Genomic DNA, 17,300 nt, shown 5'->3' on the forward strand with positions numbered 1-17,300 from the left:
AATCTGATGACGTTCAGAATGGAGCCGGTCCGGCGCCATCATAAGAAGGCCTACGTAGCATGCAAGAGCCACTGCTACTGGAGTCAACAAGGCAAAAAACATGTACACCATCCATTCAGAAGGGGCAAAAATGGCGCACACGACAGCGGACGGGACGCAAATTCCACACAGCCATAGAATGGGATTAAGCGCCCCATTCTGGGTTGTTATGCTTTTGGAAGCCCAGGTTAGGTGACTTAAAGGGTTTCTGAAATTCAACATTTTCGTACTCAGAATGGCCACTCTCGTAAGATAAACAATTTCCTAAGTCTGTCATCAACCAAATCAATGATTTGTTTCTGTGGCAGCCGCTGAGCAGTTTAGCTAGCACACACCCGCCGCCCACCAAGCGGCGCTTTCACCACAACACGAGGAGAGAACATGCTAGAAGAAGCAGAAGACCGCGCTGCGCGAGCGGCTGTTGAAGGTCGGCAGATGAAGGCAGGTGGGAAGGTTATAAGTCGCCTGCCAAAACCTTATAACGACAACTTGCCGGTAACCAGAGTGACGATAAGGGCTGGGGAGCTTTACATCGGTAACGTTCCTGTGCCGCAGCCGGTGCCAGTTGCCCAGCAACCGGGCCGGGAAATGACAGGTTTCGTATCCACGCTGTCTCCTGCCCAGCAGGAAGCAGCGAAGGCGTATCGTGGTGATGATACAGCTATACCTATTTCGCCAGAACCTTATAACGACAATGTGCCATGCGGCTGGATTGCACTTGAAGGATTTGTCGATCCGCCTGAACCTCCCGCCGGACATAAGGTCGAGGTGAAACGGGATACATTTCTGGGCGTCGTGGAGGCCTATAGATTTGTGCCAGCTGCCCAGCAACAAGCACGCAAGCCTCTCGTCATCATCGAAAGCCCGTACGGCGGCGACATCGCACGCAACACTGAATATGCCCGCGCCTGCCTTCTGGACAGTTTGCGGCGCGGAGAGGCACCCATCACGAGCCACTTGCTGCATACGCAAGTGTTGGAAGACTCGCGGCCTGATGAACGTGAGCTCGGCATTGAGGCTGGCCTCGCGTGGTATCGCGTGGCAGAGAAATGCGTTGTTTACGGTGACCGTGGCATTAGCGGTGGTATGATCGAGGGCATCCAGCGGGCCAAGCGGTTTGGTGTGCTGGTCGAGTATCGGCGACTAGAGACTTGGAGGGATGCGGCATGACCAACTTCCATGTAGGCCAGAAGGTCGTCTGCATCGACGCCAAGGTCGGATTCGAACAGTTCATCGAGATCAAGGAAGGCGAGATTTACGAGGTCACCTGGATCGGACCGTTCGAGCATTACACGCAGGGCAGTTTCATCGGCATCCGCCTTAAAGGCGTTGATCGTGGTGTCTGCCCTCAGTTCGGTTACGACAATCCGCCATTCGCAGCGCGTCGGTTTCGTCCGCTTGTTCGCGATAAGCTGTCCTCGGTCCGGGGTCTGCTTGCTGGCGGGCCTGTAACTGAGGAGTTTGAAGAGCCGAAACGGAAGGTCAGGGAGGGGGTATGGTAGAGCAGACGATGATTGAGCGTGTTGCTAAAGCTCTATTCGAGGATGAGTGGGATGATAAATCTTCTGAGCCATGGGAGAGCGCAAACCCAGGCGAACGGAAAGCATGGCTAAGATCAGCTCGCGTAGCCATGGAGGCAATGCGGGAGCCTACCGACCTCATGGGGAATGGCCTGAATAATTTACCGGGTGAATACAGAGCCGGTTCTCACAGTGCATCCGATGTATGGCGGGTTATGATCGACGCCGCACTTGAGGAGAAGATATAATGGTTCCAGACGCACGAATTGACCGTGAGATTGCTGAATGGGCGCGCGTAGGTGCTGCGATTGAAGGCCAGCCGGTCTATGACCCGCGTGCCGTCACCTCCGACGGCGGCAGCACGAGCTATTACGAACTACCGCCCGGCGCGACCGAGCTCAACGACCTTATCGAGCACAAAGGCATGTCCTTCGCGCTCGGTAACATCTTCAAGGCTTGCTATCGGTTCGGAGAAAAAGACGCGGCCAGCCGAATGTATGATCTGAACAAAATCATATATTTCGCGGAGAGGCTGAAAGCGTCGGAGCAAAGGAAGGTCGCCTAAAAAAGAACCCCGCAGTGGGATCGCGCGGGGTTGGAAGTTATGTCTCATCGGCACCCAAAATTTTATTCAGGGAATCGGATTTGTAAAGCCCCGATGTTTAACGTTCATTCAAACGGTACCAGCCTCGCATCACTCGGATGTAGGCTGGCTTATGCTGATAGTTGGTTTTGACAGAATGCTTGCGCAGATGATCTGCGATTTTTGCAATGTTCACGTCAGGCAAAGCACGATGAACGGACCTAGCGCTAAATGGTTCGCGAAGCTGCAGGCGCCGAATTGCCCTTTCGATGTCTGAGTTTTTCAATACCCCCCCCCACTGCCGACTATCGGTTTAGATGCCCCGACGTCCTCTACAAACGTCGGGGCCGCGCTCGGCGTATGTGCCCGACCTAGCTTCGCGCCATCATCCAAAGGCGTTTCACAAAACCTCGGATGATCTCAATCCCATTGGTTGGTCCGGATCGTCATTCCAGCGGCCTTGGCCGCTTTGACAAACGATTTACGGGCTGTGTTTGGCAGACCTTCGAGATCGGCAAGGCATGCCTGTAAGGCTTCTTCGTATTCCTTGCCGTGGGCGTTGTGTGGCCAGTCGTTCAACAGACAGCGTGCAGCTGTCGGGGTGTCTGGGACAACGCGATATTTGCCAATTCCATAGAGCTCGACGTCTACTGGTTTTCCCCAAGCCATATTCCCCTCCCAAAGAAGTTGCCCTGCCGAGGGACGAGCTAGGCAGGGCTGCGCCAGCGATGGTTCTGGTGCCAGTAGAGGTGAACCGGCGCGAAGTTATCGTTCTTGCATTATTACAACTCTGGGGAGGGGGAATGGTTCCGCTGTGAGCGCCACGCTATTCCTCCGGGTCAGTTCCCATCTCCCCCATCTGGACGCCCTTAGCCATGCTGGCGATAGCCCGTGCTATTTCGATGCGATCCCATCCAGCCTCTTGCGCGTCGTCTATCAGGTTGAACAGGCCGTCGGCCAGAGCTTCCTGACAGTCCATAAACCGTTCCGGATAGTCCTCGTCTTTCTTCGGCCCTTTCATTCTACCCTCCCTAAAACAAACTCGCCTGCTCTTCCTTGTTGTCATTGCTTGGCGTGAGATCGATCAGGTCGGCGTCGAGCAAGGGTTTTTGCATTTCCTTGGCTTCGTCCCATGGAGCGCGTAGCCAAGCGTCGATTTCTTCCGTGGTGCGGAGAATAACCGGCATTGCCTTCGGATGAACCGGCTTCACGACAGCGTTTGGCTCAGTGGTGAGGAATGCAAAGATATCGACCTCGACCGGGCCTTCCTTCTTCTTCCGCACGCCTTTCCAGCTTGTCCAGATACCTGCGAAGGCAAACAGCGGCTTTTCCTCATTCAGCGCGAACCAGTGCAGCAGCTTACGCTTGGTCTTCGGGTCCGGTTCCTGCCCGTATTCGGAGAATGATGTGGCCGGCACAACGCAACGGCTTTCGACGCCTTGCCACCGCCGCCAGTGCGGCGAGGTGAGGTTGCGGATATTCGTTACTCCGCTATCCGCTTCGCCCTTCACATATATCGGGGGCGTAGGCATTCCCCAGCGGAGCATTGCCAGCTCTGGCTCATCACCTTTGATGTTTCGTAAAACCGGAGCCCGATAGTCGGGAAAGATATCCATCTGCGGATCGACGCGATTGGTCAGGTCCGAGAATTTCTTGAACAGACGGCGCATGGCCTCATGTGTTGTGGTGATATTGTATAGATTGCACATGCGCTCCTCCTTATCTCCTGACTATTCGTCGGCACGCACCTGTGCGTGCGAAATTAATCCGAAGATGAACGTTCCTCCAACGACGTTCCCGAACAAAGTTGGGAGCCCGAACTTAAAGATGCTGTCAAACGGGGTGACTTCTCCAATCATAAGTAAAAACAGCACCTCAATTGAACCCACTACGATGTGCGTTAAATCGCCGATAGCTATGAGGTATGTGATGAGAAAGATTAATGCTATGTGCCCCTGCTTTGTACTGTGAAGCATCCAGACCAACGTAGCAATAAGCCAGCCTGACATTATTCCCTTACTGAATAATTCATTGCTGCTGCTGGCCATAAGGTGCTTACCCATGTCAACAAACGTCCTGGTCACTTCGTCAGAGAAAATCGGCATTTTAACCATAACGAAGGCTGCAATTGCACCGCCAATCAAGTTCCCGAAGAGAACAATGGTCCACAACCTGATCATTTTCACGAAATGCGACAGCGTCGGTTCCGTCATAAATGGCAAGACAGGAGTGATCGTATTCTCCGTAAATAGCTGCTGATTGGCGATGATGACGATGATGAACCCGACCGTGTATCCTGCGGAGCTCACAAGGAAGAAAAGATCGCTGTCTGGAAGGTAAGTCTCCAGAATTCCCCGAGCGATCATGGATGTGCTCATAGAAATTCCGCCTGCAATGGCTGACCAGAAAAGCGCCATTGCATCTCGGTTGATTTCCTTCTCACCATCACGTCGGATTAGCTCGTGGATGGCGGCTGACTTCGATGGAAGTGTTTCCTTCAGCCCGTCTGCTGTCGGCTCCGTCTTTTCCGAACTGGACATCCTGATCCCCTGAATATTTTCGCTTTCGGCAAATAGTGCGCTTCAGATGTTTGTCGAGAGGACGGAACCCGAATGGCGGCGGTTCGTTTAGTCTGTCTTGGACAGGAGAATTGAATGCGTAAGTCGATATTGTTCTTAATTTTAGCCGTTGCTGTGATCTTGGGATTTATCTTCGCAACACCTTATTATTATGGGGTGTCTCCTCAGAACAGCGGCGAACAAGGCTCTTCTAAAGTTCAATAGGCCCTTTATTCGTAAGATGTGAAGTGAAGAAGTAAGGCAATTCCATGATTTAAACTCGGAGTAGGAAAATGAAAAACTTACTCATTCTTGCGCTACTACTGATTGCCCCGAATATAGCAGTTGCACAGGAATCAGGTATGCCGACACAGTCAGGCACGCAAGAACCAGAGGTGCCAGGCAATCCGCCACCATCTCCCAATCAGCCGTCGTCTGACCCAGACGCGGTTCACGTTCCTCTAAATTCAGTGCCACAGAAACGGGATCGCTTAAAAAATCCAGATGATGACGAATGTGCGCCTGGAAAGGATGCAAAGAACTGCGTCGAGAGCCAGCGCGGGCGCAAATAGCGCGCTTATTGCTAGAGTCTGGCCCAGTCTAATCATGCCAAAACAAGAACTATTCAAACATCTGTAGCAAGTCAGCAACGATCTCACTTGGCGACTTGGATGCAGTATCGAATGTCACGTGATCAAAGTCCCACTGTTCATATTCGGCTTTACGCTCCTCCACTCGCGACCACGATATTTCAGGCATACCAGGGATATTGCGGACACGAGCTTCGATACGTTGGCGGTGCACTGAGATATCTGAACATGAGCACTCTATAAACTGTAACCTAACGTTTTGGCGTTCGGAAAGCTGGACCCATGTTGACCTGGCAGCCTTTACTGGATTCACCGCGTCAATAATCACACTTATGCCGATCTTGAGGTTTTCTTCCGCAATGGCAGCGGCAATTTCGTAAGCAGCAATTCCTGTCATTTGGCGTGAAATTTGAGACCTCCACATGGCGGCTTCGATCGGGTCAATCGAGAGGACAGGTGCCGTCAGCCTTCTGGCAAGTGCGTTTGCTACAGTGCTCTTCCCTGAGCCTGGCAGTCCTGCCATGACGATTAGTGTGGTATTGGCCATAGATGCCTCTTTCGTTCATCGAGATCGCTTTTTAAAGCAAGTGTGTGTGTCGGCTTATTTACGCCGTCCAGTGAGAGCATCCTCGCCTTGCTGCTTATGAGCGCGGCAAAGCCAAAGCTGGCCATTCGACAATTTATAGCCAAAGGTTCCCCACTCCTTACAGCCTTTGGCATCACACCAGTGCTCAAACAGCTTTCCAGCCTTCGCCACGTGTGCATTATCGTTCTTGTACGCGGCCATTAATCACCTCGGCATTTTCGTAATTCCAAACTGCGCATACCCCTTTGTCGAGCAGACTTTGCAGCGCATGCGCCTGTGTAGGTCGACAAACCAGGTATGCGTTCCGTATTTTCGTAAAAGCATCTCTCTATCAATCGATCCGATGTGCCCGCACTGGCAACAGAACCCGTATAGCTCGTACCATTTGAACAGGTCCATGATCCGGGTCGATACCGGCATTTCGGTCAGGTAAGGCGGTCGCGGTTTCATCGATCAAAATACGTCTCCCACGGCCTGGATTTCTTGTCCGTTGGGTCATAGGGAGCCCCGCCATATAGCTGGATGAACTCTTGCTGGCCTTCCTTGGCCGGGAATTTCACAATCGAGAAGTAATGGCCCTCATGATATAAGCAGCCATGCAGGCGATAGGCGCCGAGCCGATGTTCGTCCGCAATCACTTCCAAAAGCCTTATGCGCAGTTCATCAGTCAAGAAAAGCACGACCTGAAACGGATAGTGCTTATTGATGAGCGTCTTTGGCGGCTCATCGCGTGATCTCCCGCTCATTTCACGAACACCGTAGGCTTCCAGCCTCGAGTATAACCATGGCTGACAGCCATGCTGGCTATAGCGATCTCTTTGACGAGAAAATCCCGATCCTTGAGCAGTGTTTCTATCGCAGCCCGCACATCGCCCTTGTGATAGGCGAGAACCAATTCAATTTCATCGTCGTATTCATTTTCCTGTGCGACCGCATTCATTGTTCTGCTCCATTGAAGCAGACACACACGCCACCAAGCATGTCTGGATTTCATCAGCGCCGCCCGCTGATGTTCCTAAAATGTTCTCATCCGAGGTGAGAGTCAATTGCGATCTTGAAGCTGTGGAAATTCAGTGAATTGTCTGTGGATTTCCTGTGTTTTGTCACGCTCAACTAACGACTGTCTTCTGCCAAATGCCGTCGCCAAAAGGCTTGCCGCCATGCCGACGCATGAAAGCGCTCATGCACTTTTCAGTAGGGAAACTGAATACGCAGAAATCAATTCCTGACTTGCGGGCCATGCGATGAGGCAATCTGGCGCCGAGCCGATCAGCATCACGATGCACCTCGCGACGCGCAAACTTCAAAGCGTAAGATTCGGGGAGGGCAACCTGGAACGTTTTCATTAGGCTGCCCTCTTAAACAGGTCGATCGGCTGGCCATGGGTAACGGCGAGCCGCGAGAGTTCGACTTCGCGAACGAGGAAGTCGCGGTCTTTCAAAAGCGCCTCAATGGCCGCGTGCACATCTCCGCCATGATAGGCGAGGACTTCCTCGATCTCGGCGTCATAGCTTTGGACAAGAGCGTTCATAGTGTTCTCCTGTTTTCTACAGATGTTCCTATTTTGTTCTCATTTTTGATTGCAGTCAATATGCTATAAAGACGTACATCAACGTGCTACAAACCGTGCAATCAATTGTGTAACAAATCGTGCTACATTTTCGGATGTGTAATGAAAATTATATAATAAAAACAATGAAGAGAATGTCCGTTAGATACCAACCGACCGTACCATTGTCTCTCATATAATCGTTGCGAGTTTAAATCAGCGATAAAACGCTGATTCGTAGCTCTGAGAAAAATTCATAAAAACAACAGTTTAACGCGAATTGCAGGAATGCGGTAGCGCGCTCGATGCTTTAATTGGAACCAATAGCCTACCCTGCCATTAGGTCTGTAGCGGCAAATCTTATACCGCTGAAACCAACAGGAGGATTTGATCCATGAAACAGGTCAACCCGACTGAGGCAAGGCAGGGGCGCGAAGGCAAGCCCGTTCTCATCGTGCTGCTGGTCAGTATCGCGGCGGCACTGGTCGTGTGGGTGCTGGTCGAAATCTACGGCACCGTTATTTCTCCCGATGAGAATACGCCCAATGGCGAGAACTCCCTGCCACCCGCCACGACGGAATCGGTCCCACCGGCGTCGGCGAAATGATCGTTTGCTTGCGAGTGCGCGTCGTTGGTACATTCGTCTATAGCGGAACCAAACCCAATGGTGCCCGTTGTGAAGCATGGAACAATTCTGGGCTGAATTTACGCATGAGAATGTAATCAGTTTGCCGGTGGTTCTGGCGCGGATGCTGCTGGCAACACTGCTCGGTTCCATTATCGGTCTGGAGCGGGAATGGCGTCGGCGACCGGCCGGGTTGAAAACCCATATGCTCGTCTGTCTCGCCTCCGCTACCTTCACGATTGTTTCGCTGGAACTGGTCAATGTGCCGGTATTCAACGATCAGAATATCCGGATGGACCCTTCGCGGCTCGTTGAAGCAATCACCAGCGGGGTCGCCTTTCTGGCGGCGGGGTTCATCATCTTCGCACGCGGAAAAATAACCGGCATCACGACCGGCGCCGGCATGTGGCTTGCAGCCTCAGTGGGGCTCGCCAGTGGTCTGGGCCTCTGGCATATCGCAATCATGGCGACGTTGATTGCCGTCACGGTTCTGGTCGTGGTGGGCAGGATGGAAAACTCGGTTGGCCCGGACAACAGCAAAGTCGAGGACAAAACCTCCTGAGCGGTTACCGAGCCAACAGTTTGCCGGAGTGACGGATCAAGCGTCGGCGAGCGCTTCGGCGATGCTGTCCTTCAGGGCAAGGCGCTGTTTGCGCAGGTTTGTTTCTTCTTCCTGGCTTACTGGCGCAATCTTCGTTTCAGCGCGGTGGATGCGGTCATTGACGGAATCGTATTCTTCCAGAATGCGGGCAAAATGCGCATCCTTTGCCTTCAATGCGTGAATGGCGTCGAGCTGGCCGGGAAACTCTTCTCCAAGTGTATGGGGGGTGTTCGACATTCTTTAGCTCCTTCCTTTGTTGAAAAGAGCTTCGCAAGCCAGCGAGCCAAAGGCATTGATCGCGATCAAGTTGAGCGGAAAGGAATATGCGGAAACTGCATGGCTGGCATGCAAATGCCGATCTTCTAAGTTGTCAGTGCGATCCCCATCTCATGGGCACGGACCAATGAAGTGTCCGTGATGGAGAGAAAAATGTTTACCCGCTTCAATAATCGGTTCGGTCGTGCATTCGCGCAATTCGGCAGCGCCATTCGTGCTTCTGCTGCTGTGCGCGCTGGTCAGAAGCCTACTGCCCAGGACCTTGAGACGCTTGGTATCGACGTTGACCAGTTCCGTCGTATTCAGGGTTGAGCAATCAAGTAAGCGTATGTGTATCTGAGTAAAAAAGCCCCGGGTTTCCGGGGCTTTTGTTTTTAGTCTTCGTCCGTTGCCATCTGGCTCAGCAGGGCACCCTTGCCGCGCTGGCGCATGATCATCGGCACAACGACTGCTGCAATCGCCAGTGCGATCAGCACGATCGATACCCAGGAATGCACCAGAGCCATCGGGTTGCCCTGACTGATCTGCAATGCCTGACGCAGGCTCTTTTCTGCCATTGGCCCGAGGATCAGGCCAACAACAACCGGCGCGATGGGATATGAGAAGCGCCGCAGCACGTAGCCCAGCACACCGAATGCCAGAAGCAGGCCGAGCTCGAATGAAACCGGCAGGCCGAACAGCATCGAAGTGGAGGCATTCGCACCGATTGTTCCAAGCGTTGCGAAAACCAGAATGCCTGCATAGAGCCAGTGGCGCGGGATGGTGAGCATCTTCACCCACAGGCCGATCAGCGGCAGGTTGAGAACCAGCAGCATCAGATTGGCCACGAGAAGGCTCGCCACCAGACCCCATACCAGCGTGGCATTGGTCACGAACAGGAGAGGGCCGGGCTGCAGGCCGAACTGCTGAAAACCGGCAAGCATGATTGCTGCCGTCGCCGTGGTTGGCAGGCCGAGCGTCAGAAGCGGCACGAGGGTGCCCGCAGCCGAAGCGTTATTGGCGGCCTCCGGTCCCGCAACGCCTTCGATAGCGCCTTTGCCGAATTCTTCCGGATGTTTCGAGAACTGCCGTTCCGCTGAATAGGAAAGGAAGCTCGACACGTCGGCGCCGCCTGCTGGCATGGCTCCGATTGGAAAGCCGATGGCGGTGCCGCGCAACCACGGCATCCATGAGCGTTTCCAGTCATTCTTGGTCATCCAGACGGAACCCTTGACCGCGATGACTTCATCCTCTGGTCGAAGCTTCTTCGACACGACCGCAAGGGTTTCACCGATGGCGAACAGCGCCACCGCCAATGTCGTGACATTGATCCCGTCGAGCAGGTTCGGCGTTCCCATGACGAGACGTGCCTGACCCGTCAGCTGATCGATGCCGATCAGGCCGAGCGCCAGTCCGATGAACAGGGACGTCAATCCGCGAAGCGTGGAATCGCCGAATGCTGCCGAGACCGTCATGAAGGCCAGAAGCATGAGCGCGAAATATTCGGACGGTCCGAAGGACAGGGCGAATTTCACGACCCATGGTGCGACAAAGGCAAGCGCCAGTGTGGCGAGCAGGCCTGCGATGAACGAGCCGATGGCCGCCGTTGCAAGCGCTGGTCCGCCACGCCCGGCCCGGGCCATCTTGTTGCCCTCCAATGCGGTGACGATGGAGGCGCTTTCTCCCGGCGTATTCAGCAGGATCGATGTGGTCGACCCGCCATACATGCCGCCGTAATAAATGCCCGCGAACATGATGAGGGAGCCGGACGGGTCCAGCTTGTAGGTAACGGGCAGAAGGAGCGCGACGGTCAGCGCCGGGCCAATGCCGGGCAAAACACCGACGGCGGTGCCGAGCGTGACACCGATCAGCGCGTAAAGAAGGTTCGATGGTTCAAGCGCCACCAGAAGTCCGTTGGCGAGAAGTGCGACAGTATCCATGATGGCACTGAGCCTTTAAAGCATTTCCAGCAAAAATGCGAAGCGGTTTTGCGTAGGATAATGCGACAAAACAAGGACTTAGAGCATTTCCAATGTTTCAGTCAAAACTGGGAATGCTCTAAACGAATTGTTCGAGCCAGCCGGACGGCAGCGATAGCTGCAGGCCGCGTGCAAAGATGAACCAGATCACGAAGGCGAAGACGATGCCGACGGGAACGCTGATCCAGAATTTGCGATAGCCGAAGCCACGTGCGGTTGCTGCGAAAAGCAGGCCGGTGGACAAGGAAAAGCCGACAGTCTTCATCGTCAGCATCTGGATGGCCAGACCGCCGATGATCCATGCCATCGGGGCGATCTCCTGATGCTCTCGCTCTGGAAAATCACCGCGAAGCGCCTCGAATACGGTCCAGATGGCAAGGCCGAACAATCCGGCTGCGACGACATAGGGAACGGTTTTCGGGCCGACCGGCGAGTAGCTCGTCACGTCGTTTCCATAGGTTGTCGACCAGGCAATGGCGATGGCGACAGCGGCAAGAACAAGGGCGATGACAAGAGCGGCGAAATCTGGCGCCGCCCCTTCCGGGCGGCGCTTTTCCTGCGGTTCTGTTCCTGTCATTTGACGAGGCCGATTTCCTTGAGGATGGTTTCAGTCGCAGCGACGTCCTTGGCAAGCTGCTCCTTGAACGCCGGGCCGGCGAGATAAGTATCCGCCCAGCCCTTGTCTTTCAGAGCCTTCTGCCAGGATTCCGACTTCACCATTTTCTCGATATCGGCATTGATAGCAGCTTCCTGTTCGGCAGTGATGCCGGGAGCAGCGGCCACCATGCGCCAGTTCTGGATAGAAACGTCCACGCCACCTTCCTTGAAGGTCGGTGCGTCGATGCCTTCCACGCGCTCGTCGCTCGAAATGCCAATGATGCGCAGCGTACCGGCTTTGATCTGGGCGTCGAATTCGCCATAGCCGGAAATGCCGACGGTTACCTGATTGCCGAGAATGGCTGCCAGTGCTTCGCCGCCGCCCGAGAAGGCGATGTAATTGACCTTGGTCGGGTCGACGCCTGCTGCCTTGGCAAAGAGGCCAGCGGTGATGTGATCGGTGCCGCCCGCAGAACCGCCGCCCCACGAAACGGAGCCTGGATCAGCCTTCAGCTTTGCCGCAAGGTCGCCAAGGTTCTGGATGTCGGAAGAAGCAGGCACGACGATGGCTTCATATTCACCGGTGAGGCGTGCAATCGGCGTGATGGCGTCGAGCGTAACCGGCGATTTGTTGGTCAGGATAGCGCCGACCATGACATAGCCACCGACGATGAGTTGGCTCGGGTCGCCCTTGTTCTGGTTCACGAACTGGGCAAGGCCGATAGTGCCACCAGCGCCCGGAACGTTGATGACCTGCACGCTGCCGGAAATCTTTTCGTCCTGAAGCGCGCTCTGCATCGTGCGCGCCGTCTGGTCCCAGCCGCCGCCTGGAGCCGCAGGCGCCAGCACCTTGTAGTCTTCTGCGGAAGCAGAGCCTGCCATAGCCAACGCCGCTACCGACGTCAGGGCCAGAATAAATCTACGCATATGTCCTCCCAGATAGAATGTATGCGGCCTCCCGGCGGACCTCCCCAAAGTCCCGCTCCTCTAGCGGGAGAAAACTACATGGAGATTAGCGAAAACAAATTCAATAGGCCAGCGCATGCGACGATAGTTTGGCCGCAATTTAAATAACGGGCTTTCGAATCGCTTGAAAACCGTGCGTTGGAAATAGCCATCGAGACCTGCTTGACGGCGACATCGGGTCAACGTAATAGTGTAACGACGGTTCCCCGACCGAGAGCGAAGGGGATTAATAGGGAACACGGTGAGGACGACCCGAAAAGGGGCCAAGACCGTGGCTGCCCCCGCAACTGTAAGCGGATTGCCGTTCATCCTCGTGACGTTGAAAGCGTCATGCCACTGTGCCGGAGAAGCGCGGGAAGGCAGATGAACAGCAGATATTCGTGAGCCAGGAGACCTGCCGTTTAGTGTTGTCCATTGTCACGGGCGGGGATGCCCGGAACAGGAGCCGGTTATGACAGATTTCCGCGTCGCAGGACGCATCCTTCCATCGTCATCGCATGATTTCGACATGTCCCCGGATATGCCTGTCCGTCTTCCGTATCGGATTTTTTCCGCCAGCTGACAGGGCGTCTTTTTCTCATCATTTCGGGGACTTTCATGAATATTCTCGGCAAGATGCCGTTTCGCGCCGCCCTCTGTGCGGTTGCGTTTCTCGCAGGCGGTTTGGCTGCACAGGCAGCAGAAACGCAATATCCGCTGACGCTGAAAAATTGCGGCCGTGACGTTACCTTCAAGCAGGCACCGAGCCGCGCGGTTGCGGTTGGCCAGAGCAGCGCAGAAATTCTCTACAGCCTTGGTCTCGGCGACAAGGTCGTCGGCACGGCAGTGTGGTTCGGACCTGTTCTCAAAGGGTTTGAGGAGGTGAATGCCAAGGTAAAGCGGCTCGCCGATAACGATCCGAGCTTCGAAAGCGTTCTGGCGCAGAAGCCGGATATCGTGACGGCGGATTTCCAGTGGCATGTCGGGCCGACCGGCATTGTTGCGAAGCCTGAACAATTCGAGGAACTGGGCATTCCGGCCTATACATCGCCTTCCGATTGTGTCGGCAAGGACAATTCCGGCGGTGGCGACGGTGTTCGTACGGCAGCCTTCAAGATGGATATCGTCTATCAGGAAATCACCGAACTGGCGGAAATCTTCAATGTGCAGGATCGCGGCGAGAAACTCGTCGCCGACCTGAAGGCGCGCGAAGCGGCCGCGCGCGAAAAAATTGGGTCTGCTGGCGGCAAGCTGTCTGCCGTTGTCTGGTTCTCCAGCACGCAGGTCGATGCCGATCCTTACGTCGCAGGCAAGTTCGGCGCGCCCGCCTATATTCTTTCGGCACTCGGCATCAGGAATGTCATCAACAGCGAAGAAGAATGGCCAACGGTTGGATGGGAAACGATTGCAAAATCAAACCCTTCGATGATCGTTGCTGCAAAACTGGATCGCCGCCGCTATCCGGCTGACGATATCGCCGTCAAGCACCAGTTTCTTGAGAACGATGCGGTGACGAAGCTGATGCCAGCAGTCAAGGACAAACATGTCTTCGACATGGATGCGCAGTCGATGAGCACGTCGCTTCGCGTGATCGAAGGCATCGAAACACTTGCAGCCGATATCGCCGCCTCGGGCCTGAACAAGTGACGGCGCGGGTAGCGACAACAGGCTTCAAACAGAAGGGAAGGGCCCGCTCCGGCGTGTTCTTCCTGGCCTTTTCGCTTGTCCTGCTTCTTCTTGCACTTTGGCTTGGAGCGGCGATAGGCGAAACGGCGATACCGCTCGATGTGGTTGCGAAAACCGTAGCCAATCGGGTGTGGAACGCCGGTTATCCGCTCGAACCCATCGATGAAGGGATTGTCTGGAGCTATCGCCTCAGCCGTGCGGTTATCGCTGCATGTTGCGGCGCGTCTCTCGCAATATCCGGCGTCATTCTGCAGTCGCTGCTCCGAAACTCGCTCGCCGATCCTTACATTCTGGGCATTTCCGCCGGCGCTTCGACTGGAGCCGTCGCCGTTGCCATTCTTGGCATCGGCGCTGGCGTGCTGACACTCTCGCTGGGTGCGTTCATTGGCGCTATTGTTGCTTTCTGTCTCGTGTCCCTGCTGGCGCTGCGGGCGGGGCGAGGCAGCAGCGCTATCATTCTGGCGGGTATTGCCGGTTCGCAGCTTTTCAATGCGCTGACTTCATTCATCGTCACCAAAGCAGCAAATGCCGAACAGGCGCGCGGTATCATGTTCTGGCTCCTTGGCAACCTTTCCGGCGTGCGCTGGCCGGACGTAACACTCGCTTTGCCTGCCTGTTTGATCGGTCTTGCCATCTGTCTGTGGCATGCGCGTGCGCTCGATGCCTTCACCTTCGGAACGGAATCCGCAGCTTCTCTCGGCATACCGGTGCGCCGCGTCTACGCGGTGCTGATCGGCGTCAGCGCCATGATGACGGCGGTCATGGTTTCCATCGTCGGCTCTGTCGGCTTCATAGGCCTCGTCATTCCCCATGCGGCGCGAATGGTGGTCGGAGTTCGGCACGGCAGGTTGTTGCCCGCGGCGGCCCTTATCGGAGCAATCTTCATGATCGTTGCGGATATTCTGTCGCGTATCATTATTCCGGGTCAGGTTCTGCCGATCGGGGTTATCACGGCGTTGTTCGGTGCGCCGGCCTTCGCCCTGTTGCTTGGACAAAGGAGGGCGTCGTCATGATCCTCTCAGCATGCAATATCGGCTGGTCGGCGGGCAGTGTCGAAATCTTGCGCGATGTTTCGCTGGAAGTGGCGGAAGGTGAGTTTCTTGGCATCATAGGGCCGAATGGTTCGGGAAAGACCAGCTTTCTGTCTTTGCTTTCCGGTGTTCGTAGATGCCGCGTTGGCGAAGTGAACCTCTGCGGTGCATCCATCGACAGTTTTAGTCGTCGCGAGATTGCGCGCCAACTGGCGCTGGTCGAGCAACAGGCAGGAACAACCGAGCGCATTACGGCGCGTCAGGCGGTAGAACTCGGGCGAACGCCCTATCTTGGGGCCCTGTCGCCATGGTCGGCGGAAGACGATGCAATTGTTGATCAGGCGCTGGTCAATGTCGATATGGTCCATCTGGCTGACCGCTATTGGCACACGCTTTCCGGCGGAGAGCGACAGCGCCTGCATATAGCGCGCGCCCTGGCGCAGGAGCCGCGGATTTTGCTTCTGGACGAACCGACCAATCATCTCGATATCGGGCACCAGATCGGGTTGCTTGATCTTGTCAGCCGCCAAAAACTGACAGTCGTGGCCGCCTTGCATGACCTGAACCATGCCGCGATGTTCTGCGACCGAATCGCGGTGATGGACAAGGGCAATCTCGTCGCGCTCGGCACACCGCGAGAGGTGTTGCGGGCAGAGCGCATCGCCGAAGTCTTCGGTGTCGATGTCGACGTCGAATATCAGGGCATCAGCGGCTGTCACATCCGCTATCGTGCTCCGGGCCAGCGCCCGTTGGAACTCAGACATTCTGCATGATCGGTCAGGCTGCAAGTCATTGTTTCGGTTGCTGCGGTACTTCTAATAAACGGGAAATAAATAGGATCATGAAATAGGTATTACTAATATTAAGATTGATGATTTCGGGTAACATCATGAAAAGTTGTAGCTTTTTCAGAGTTTACTCACAGTAATGTGAGTGGTTTTGTTGACAAACTGTTTCCATCGCGTTGACGGTTGCGCTATACAACCTCAGCGCATCAGGGCATGCATTCACTTGTAAGGCTGCGGCCTTTCTTGCTGAGTGCAGGCTGAAGGACAGAAGAGATCATTCTTTGATTTGTTCCGTCATTCACGGTTCTGATATGCGGGTCGCCCCGGTTTTTGGGCCGGGAAGATCCGTTTTAAATAAAGAAACCTTATTGGCAGGTTCGCATGAATGCGACTTGCGGCGAATGCAGTTTTTTCAATGAATTATTATACTTATAAAGAGCGGCGGCTTTTCGTTTTGGAAAGCCGCCGTTGTTTTATCAAGGATATTGGGCGCCGGTGACTGTGAGATAGACCGCATAAAGCGACTTCGTTGCTGTGATGAACAGCCGATTGCGGCGCGGACCGCCGAAGGTCACATTGGCGACAGTTTGCGGCGTCCTGATCTTGCCGAGAAGCGCCCCTTCCGGCGAAAAGCAGTGCACACCATCACCAGCACTGGTCCACAAGTTCCCGTCCGTATCGAAACGAAAACCATCCGGCAGGCCCATGTCGATGGTGCAGAAAACCGTGCCGCCCGTCAGGCGCTTACCGCCATCCACAACGTCGAAGACGCGGATGTGACGGGGCGCATCCTCATTGTGGCTATAGGCGCTGTCGGCGACGTAGAGTTTTGTTTCGTCCGGTGAAAAGGCGAGACCATTCGGCTGGTGGAAGTCAGTTATGACCGCATCGATATTGCCGGTCTTCGGGTCGAGGCGATAGACATTGCGCGACGGCTGTTCCGGCTCAGCCTTATAGCCTTCGTAATCGGCCATGATGCCGTAGGTCGGATCGGTGAACCAGATCGTTCCATCCGAGCGCACGATGACGTCGTTAGGCGCATTGAGCTTCATGCCCTGATAGCTGTCCGCCAGCACAGTGATGCTGCCATCTGGTTCCGTGCGGGTGACGCGGCGACCGCCATGCTCGCAGGTGACGAGGCGTCCTTTACGATCACGGGTGTTGCCGTTGGAGAAATTGGAGGGCTGGCGGAACACTGAAACGCCGCCATCTGGGACCCAGCGCAGGATGCGCTGGTTCGGAATGTCACTCCACAAAAGGCAGTTCTGGTCACCGAACCACACCGGGCCTTCCGCCCAGCGGCAGCCGCTATAAAGTTCGTCCAGATCGGCGCTCGGCACGATCATCTGCTTGAAGCGTTCGTCGTGG

At 55.0% G+C, this 17,300-nt stretch carries 24 protein-coding genes and 1 riboswitch; of the genes, 10 read left to right on the forward strand and 14 right to left on the reverse strand.

The features are described 5' to 3' along the window. Positions 1–420: 420 nt before the first annotated feature. From OHI65_RS07285 to OHI65_RS07300, 4 genes are read left to right on the forward strand one after another with little or no spacing between them, the layout of a single operon-like run. Positions 421–1,209 (forward strand): hypothetical protein, encoded by a 789-nt coding sequence (locus OHI65_RS07285; RefSeq protein ID WP_264358616.1) that lies wholly within the window; start codon positions 421–423, stop codon positions 1,207–1,209. Further along, a complete protein-coding gene (locus OHI65_RS07290) occupies positions 1,206–1,541 on the forward strand; it encodes a hypothetical protein (RefSeq protein ID WP_264358617.1) in 336 nt (111 codons plus the stop codon). Before OHI65_RS07285 ends, OHI65_RS07290 begins: the two co-directional genes overlap by 4 nt. Beyond that, complete coding sequence (locus tag OHI65_RS07295) at positions 1,535–1,807, forward strand: hypothetical protein (RefSeq protein ID WP_264358618.1); 273 nt, start codon at positions 1,535–1,537, stop codon at positions 1,805–1,807. The genes OHI65_RS07290 and OHI65_RS07295 overlap by 7 nt, the downstream gene beginning before the upstream one ends. Further along, positions 1,807–2,124 (forward strand): hypothetical protein, encoded by a 318-nt coding sequence (locus OHI65_RS07300; protein ID WP_264358619.1) that lies wholly within the window; start codon positions 1,807–1,809, stop codon positions 2,122–2,124. Before OHI65_RS07295 ends, OHI65_RS07300 begins: the two co-directional genes overlap by 1 nt. Before the next feature lie 438 nt (positions 2,125–2,562). Here the strand turns inward: OHI65_RS07300 and OHI65_RS07305 are convergent, their stop codons facing one another. The 9 genes from OHI65_RS07305 to OHI65_RS07345 form a co-directional block, all read right to left on the reverse strand. Continuing rightward, the gene (locus OHI65_RS07305; RefSeq protein WP_264358620.1) at positions 2,563–2,811 is read right to left on the reverse strand and encodes a DUF982 domain-containing protein; all 249 of its coding nucleotides are present in this window, start codon (positions 2,809–2,811) and stop codon (positions 2,563–2,565) included. Positions 2,812–2,968: 157 nt separating this feature from the next. Then, positions 2,969–3,163 (reverse strand): hypothetical protein, encoded by a 195-nt coding sequence (locus tag OHI65_RS07310; RefSeq protein ID WP_264358621.1) that lies wholly within the window; start codon positions 3,161–3,163, stop codon positions 2,969–2,971. A 10-nt stretch (positions 3,164–3,173) separates the two neighbouring features. Further along, entirely contained in the window at positions 3,174–3,851 is a 678-nt protein-coding gene (locus tag OHI65_RS07315) for an SOS response-associated peptidase (RefSeq protein WP_264358622.1), read from the reverse strand. A gap of 21 nt (positions 3,852–3,872) precedes the next feature. Then, positions 3,873–4,682, reverse strand: a complete 810-nt coding sequence (locus OHI65_RS07320; RefSeq protein ID WP_264358623.1) for a formate/nitrite transporter family protein — start codon at positions 4,680–4,682, stop codon at positions 3,873–3,875. Between the two features lie 639 nt (positions 4,683–5,321). Next, complete coding sequence (locus OHI65_RS07325; RefSeq protein WP_264358624.1) at positions 5,322–5,837, reverse strand: AAA family ATPase; 516 nt, start codon at positions 5,835–5,837, stop codon at positions 5,322–5,324. Positions 5,838–6,322: 485 nt separating this feature from the next. After that, positions 6,323–6,547, reverse strand: coding sequence for a hypothetical protein (locus OHI65_RS07330; RefSeq protein WP_264358625.1), 225 nt, complete (start codon positions 6,545–6,547; stop codon positions 6,323–6,325). Between the two features lie 71 nt (positions 6,548–6,618). Beyond that, on the reverse strand, positions 6,619–6,816 hold the full coding sequence (locus OHI65_RS07335) for a CUE domain-containing protein (protein WP_264358626.1): 198 nt from the start codon (positions 6,814–6,816) through the stop codon (positions 6,619–6,621). 169 nt (positions 6,817–6,985) lie between these two features. Next, the gene (locus tag OHI65_RS07340; RefSeq protein WP_151664924.1) at positions 6,986–7,222 is read right to left on the reverse strand and encodes a hypothetical protein; all 237 of its coding nucleotides are present in this window, start codon (positions 7,220–7,222) and stop codon (positions 6,986–6,988) included. After that, positions 7,222–7,407: a CUE domain-containing protein gene (locus tag OHI65_RS07345; RefSeq protein WP_264358627.1), complete on the reverse strand. Its 186-nt coding sequence runs from the start codon at positions 7,405–7,407 to the stop codon at positions 7,222–7,224. Before OHI65_RS07345 ends, OHI65_RS07340 begins: the two co-directional genes overlap by 1 nt. A gap of 412 nt (positions 7,408–7,819) precedes the next feature. Here OHI65_RS07345 and OHI65_RS07350 point away from each other — a divergent pair, with 412 nt between their 5' ends. Both OHI65_RS07350 and OHI65_RS07355 read left to right on the forward strand, forming a co-directional pair. Continuing rightward, positions 7,820–8,032, forward strand: a complete 213-nt coding sequence (locus OHI65_RS07350) for a hypothetical protein (protein WP_010659108.1) — start codon at positions 7,820–7,822, stop codon at positions 8,030–8,032. A 76-nt stretch (positions 8,033–8,108) separates the two neighbouring features. After that, entirely contained in the window at positions 8,109–8,612 is a 504-nt protein-coding gene (locus OHI65_RS07355; RefSeq protein ID WP_010659107.1) for an MgtC/SapB family protein, read from the forward strand. 36 nt (positions 8,613–8,648) lie between these two features. Here OHI65_RS07355 and OHI65_RS07360 read toward each other — a convergent pair whose 3' ends face one another. Beyond that, positions 8,649–8,888: a YdcH family protein gene (locus tag OHI65_RS07360; protein ID WP_010659106.1), complete on the reverse strand. Its 240-nt coding sequence runs from the start codon at positions 8,886–8,888 to the stop codon at positions 8,649–8,651. A gap of 192 nt (positions 8,889–9,080) precedes the next feature. On the opposite strand from OHI65_RS07360, the gene OHI65_RS07365 reads away from it, so the two are divergent. Further along, positions 9,081–9,239, forward strand: a complete 159-nt coding sequence (locus tag OHI65_RS07365; RefSeq protein WP_167387152.1) for a hypothetical protein — start codon at positions 9,081–9,083, stop codon at positions 9,237–9,239. Positions 9,240–9,301: 62 nt separating this feature from the next. Here the strand turns inward: OHI65_RS07365 and OHI65_RS07370 are convergent, their stop codons facing one another. The 3 genes from OHI65_RS07370 to OHI65_RS07380 all read right to left on the reverse strand — a co-directional run bounded on the left by OHI65_RS07370 (position 9,302) and on the right by OHI65_RS07380 (position 12,409). Continuing rightward, a complete protein-coding gene (locus OHI65_RS07370) occupies positions 9,302–10,846 on the reverse strand; it encodes a tripartite tricarboxylate transporter permease (RefSeq protein ID WP_010659104.1) in 1,545 nt (514 codons plus the stop codon). Between the two features lie 118 nt (positions 10,847–10,964). Further along, positions 10,965–11,462 carry a tripartite tricarboxylate transporter TctB family protein gene (locus OHI65_RS07375; RefSeq protein ID WP_010659103.1) on the reverse strand — a complete coding sequence of 166 codons (498 nt, stop codon included), beginning with the start codon at positions 11,460–11,462 and terminating at the stop codon, positions 10,965–10,967. After that, positions 11,459–12,409, reverse strand: coding sequence for a Bug family tripartite tricarboxylate transporter substrate binding protein (locus tag OHI65_RS07380; protein WP_010659102.1), 951 nt, complete (start codon positions 12,407–12,409; stop codon positions 11,459–11,461). Before OHI65_RS07380 ends, OHI65_RS07375 begins: the two co-directional genes overlap by 4 nt. A gap of 221 nt (positions 12,410–12,630) precedes the next feature. Continuing rightward, a riboswitch (cobalamin riboswitch) is annotated at positions 12,631–12,865 on the forward strand. 180 nt (positions 12,866–13,045) lie between these two features. On the opposite strand from OHI65_RS07380, the gene OHI65_RS07385 reads away from it, so the two are divergent. The 3 genes from OHI65_RS07385 to OHI65_RS07395 are packed head-to-tail and all read left to right on the forward strand — an operon-like array spanning position 13,046 to position 15,917. Next, complete coding sequence (locus tag OHI65_RS07385; RefSeq protein ID WP_125301201.1) at positions 13,046–14,074, forward strand: ABC transporter substrate-binding protein; 1,029 nt, start codon at positions 13,046–13,048, stop codon at positions 14,072–14,074. Further along, positions 14,071–15,126, forward strand: coding sequence for a FecCD family ABC transporter permease (locus OHI65_RS07390; RefSeq protein ID WP_125301199.1), 1,056 nt, complete (start codon positions 14,071–14,073; stop codon positions 15,124–15,126). Before OHI65_RS07385 ends, OHI65_RS07390 begins: the two co-directional genes overlap by 4 nt. After that, entirely contained in the window at positions 15,123–15,917 is a 795-nt protein-coding gene (locus OHI65_RS07395) for an ABC transporter ATP-binding protein (protein ID WP_094515618.1), read from the forward strand. The genes OHI65_RS07390 and OHI65_RS07395 overlap by 4 nt, the downstream gene beginning before the upstream one ends. Positions 15,918–16,408: 491 nt before the next feature. Here OHI65_RS07395 and OHI65_RS07400 read toward each other — a convergent pair whose 3' ends face one another. Then, positions 16,409–17,278, reverse strand: coding sequence for an SMP-30/gluconolactonase/LRE family protein (locus OHI65_RS07400; protein ID WP_125301231.1), 870 nt, complete (start codon positions 17,276–17,278; stop codon positions 16,409–16,411). Positions 17,279–17,300 lie beyond the last annotated feature (22 nt).

Origin of the sequence: Brucella sp. MAB-22 (assembly GCF_025908475.1) — a bacterium.
GTDB classification, from domain to species: domain Bacteria; phylum Pseudomonadota; class Alphaproteobacteria; order Rhizobiales; family Rhizobiaceae; genus Brucella; species Brucella anthropi.

What these genes read in the sequence shown, in the direction of transcription:
- OHI65_RS07285 (WP_264358616.1), top strand. Translation starts at nt 421, where the DNA reads ATGCTAGAAGAAGCAGAAGACCGCGCTGCGCGAGCGGCTGTTGAAGGT.
- OHI65_RS07290 (WP_264358617.1), top strand. Translation starts at nt 1,206, where the DNA reads ATGACCAACTTCCATGTAGGCCAGAAGGTCGTCTGCATCGACGCCAAG.
- OHI65_RS07295 (WP_264358618.1), top strand. Translation starts at nt 1,535, where the DNA reads ATGGTAGAGCAGACGATGATTGAGCGTGTTGCTAAAGCTCTATTCGAG.
- OHI65_RS07300 (WP_264358619.1), top strand. Translation starts at nt 1,807, where the DNA reads ATGGTTCCAGACGCACGAATTGACCGTGAGATTGCTGAATGGGCGCGC.
- OHI65_RS07305 (WP_264358620.1), bottom strand. Translation starts at nt 2,811, where the DNA reads ATGGCTTGGGGAAAACCAGTAGACGTCGAGCTCTATGGAATTGGCAAA.
- OHI65_RS07310 (WP_264358621.1), bottom strand. Translation starts at nt 3,163, where the DNA reads ATGAAAGGGCCGAAGAAAGACGAGGACTATCCGGAACGGTTTATGGAC.
- OHI65_RS07315 (WP_264358622.1), bottom strand. Translation starts at nt 3,851, where the DNA reads ATGTGCAATCTATACAATATCACCACAACACATGAGGCCATGCGCCGT.
- OHI65_RS07320 (WP_264358623.1), bottom strand. Translation starts at nt 4,682, where the DNA reads ATGTCCAGTTCGGAAAAGACGGAGCCGACAGCAGACGGGCTGAAGGAA.
- OHI65_RS07325 (WP_264358624.1), bottom strand. Translation starts at nt 5,837, where the DNA reads ATGGCCAATACCACACTAATCGTCATGGCAGGACTGCCAGGCTCAGGG.
- OHI65_RS07335 (WP_264358626.1), bottom strand. Translation starts at nt 6,816, where the DNA reads ATGAATGCGGTCGCACAGGAAAATGAATACGACGATGAAATTGAATTG.
- OHI65_RS07340 (WP_151664924.1), bottom strand. Translation starts at nt 7,222, where the DNA reads ATGAAAACGTTCCAGGTTGCCCTCCCCGAATCTTACGCTTTGAAGTTT.
- OHI65_RS07345 (WP_264358627.1), bottom strand. Translation starts at nt 7,407, where the DNA reads ATGAACGCTCTTGTCCAAAGCTATGACGCCGAGATCGAGGAAGTCCTC.
- OHI65_RS07350 (WP_010659108.1), top strand. Translation starts at nt 7,820, where the DNA reads ATGAAACAGGTCAACCCGACTGAGGCAAGGCAGGGGCGCGAAGGCAAG.
- OHI65_RS07355 (WP_010659107.1), top strand. Translation starts at nt 8,109, where the DNA reads ATGGAACAATTCTGGGCTGAATTTACGCATGAGAATGTAATCAGTTTG.
- OHI65_RS07360 (WP_010659106.1), bottom strand. Translation starts at nt 8,888, where the DNA reads ATGTCGAACACCCCCCATACACTTGGAGAAGAGTTTCCCGGCCAGCTC.
- OHI65_RS07365 (WP_167387152.1), top strand. Translation starts at nt 9,081, where the DNA reads ATGTTTACCCGCTTCAATAATCGGTTCGGTCGTGCATTCGCGCAATTC.
- OHI65_RS07370 (WP_010659104.1), bottom strand. Translation starts at nt 10,846, where the DNA reads ATGGATACTGTCGCACTTCTCGCCAACGGACTTCTGGTGGCGCTTGAA.
- OHI65_RS07375 (WP_010659103.1), bottom strand. Translation starts at nt 11,462, where the DNA reads ATGACAGGAACAGAACCGCAGGAAAAGCGCCGCCCGGAAGGGGCGGCG.
- OHI65_RS07380 (WP_010659102.1), bottom strand. Translation starts at nt 12,409, where the DNA reads ATGCGTAGATTTATTCTGGCCCTGACGTCGGTAGCGGCGTTGGCTATG.
- OHI65_RS07385 (WP_125301201.1), top strand. Translation starts at nt 13,046, where the DNA reads ATGAATATTCTCGGCAAGATGCCGTTTCGCGCCGCCCTCTGTGCGGTT.
- OHI65_RS07395 (WP_094515618.1), top strand. Translation starts at nt 15,123, where the DNA reads ATGATCCTCTCAGCATGCAATATCGGCTGGTCGGCGGGCAGTGTCGAA.
- OHI65_RS07400 (WP_125301231.1), bottom strand. Translation starts at nt 17,278, where the DNA reads ATGATCGTGCCGAGCGCCGATCTGGACGAACTTTATAGCGGCTGCCGC.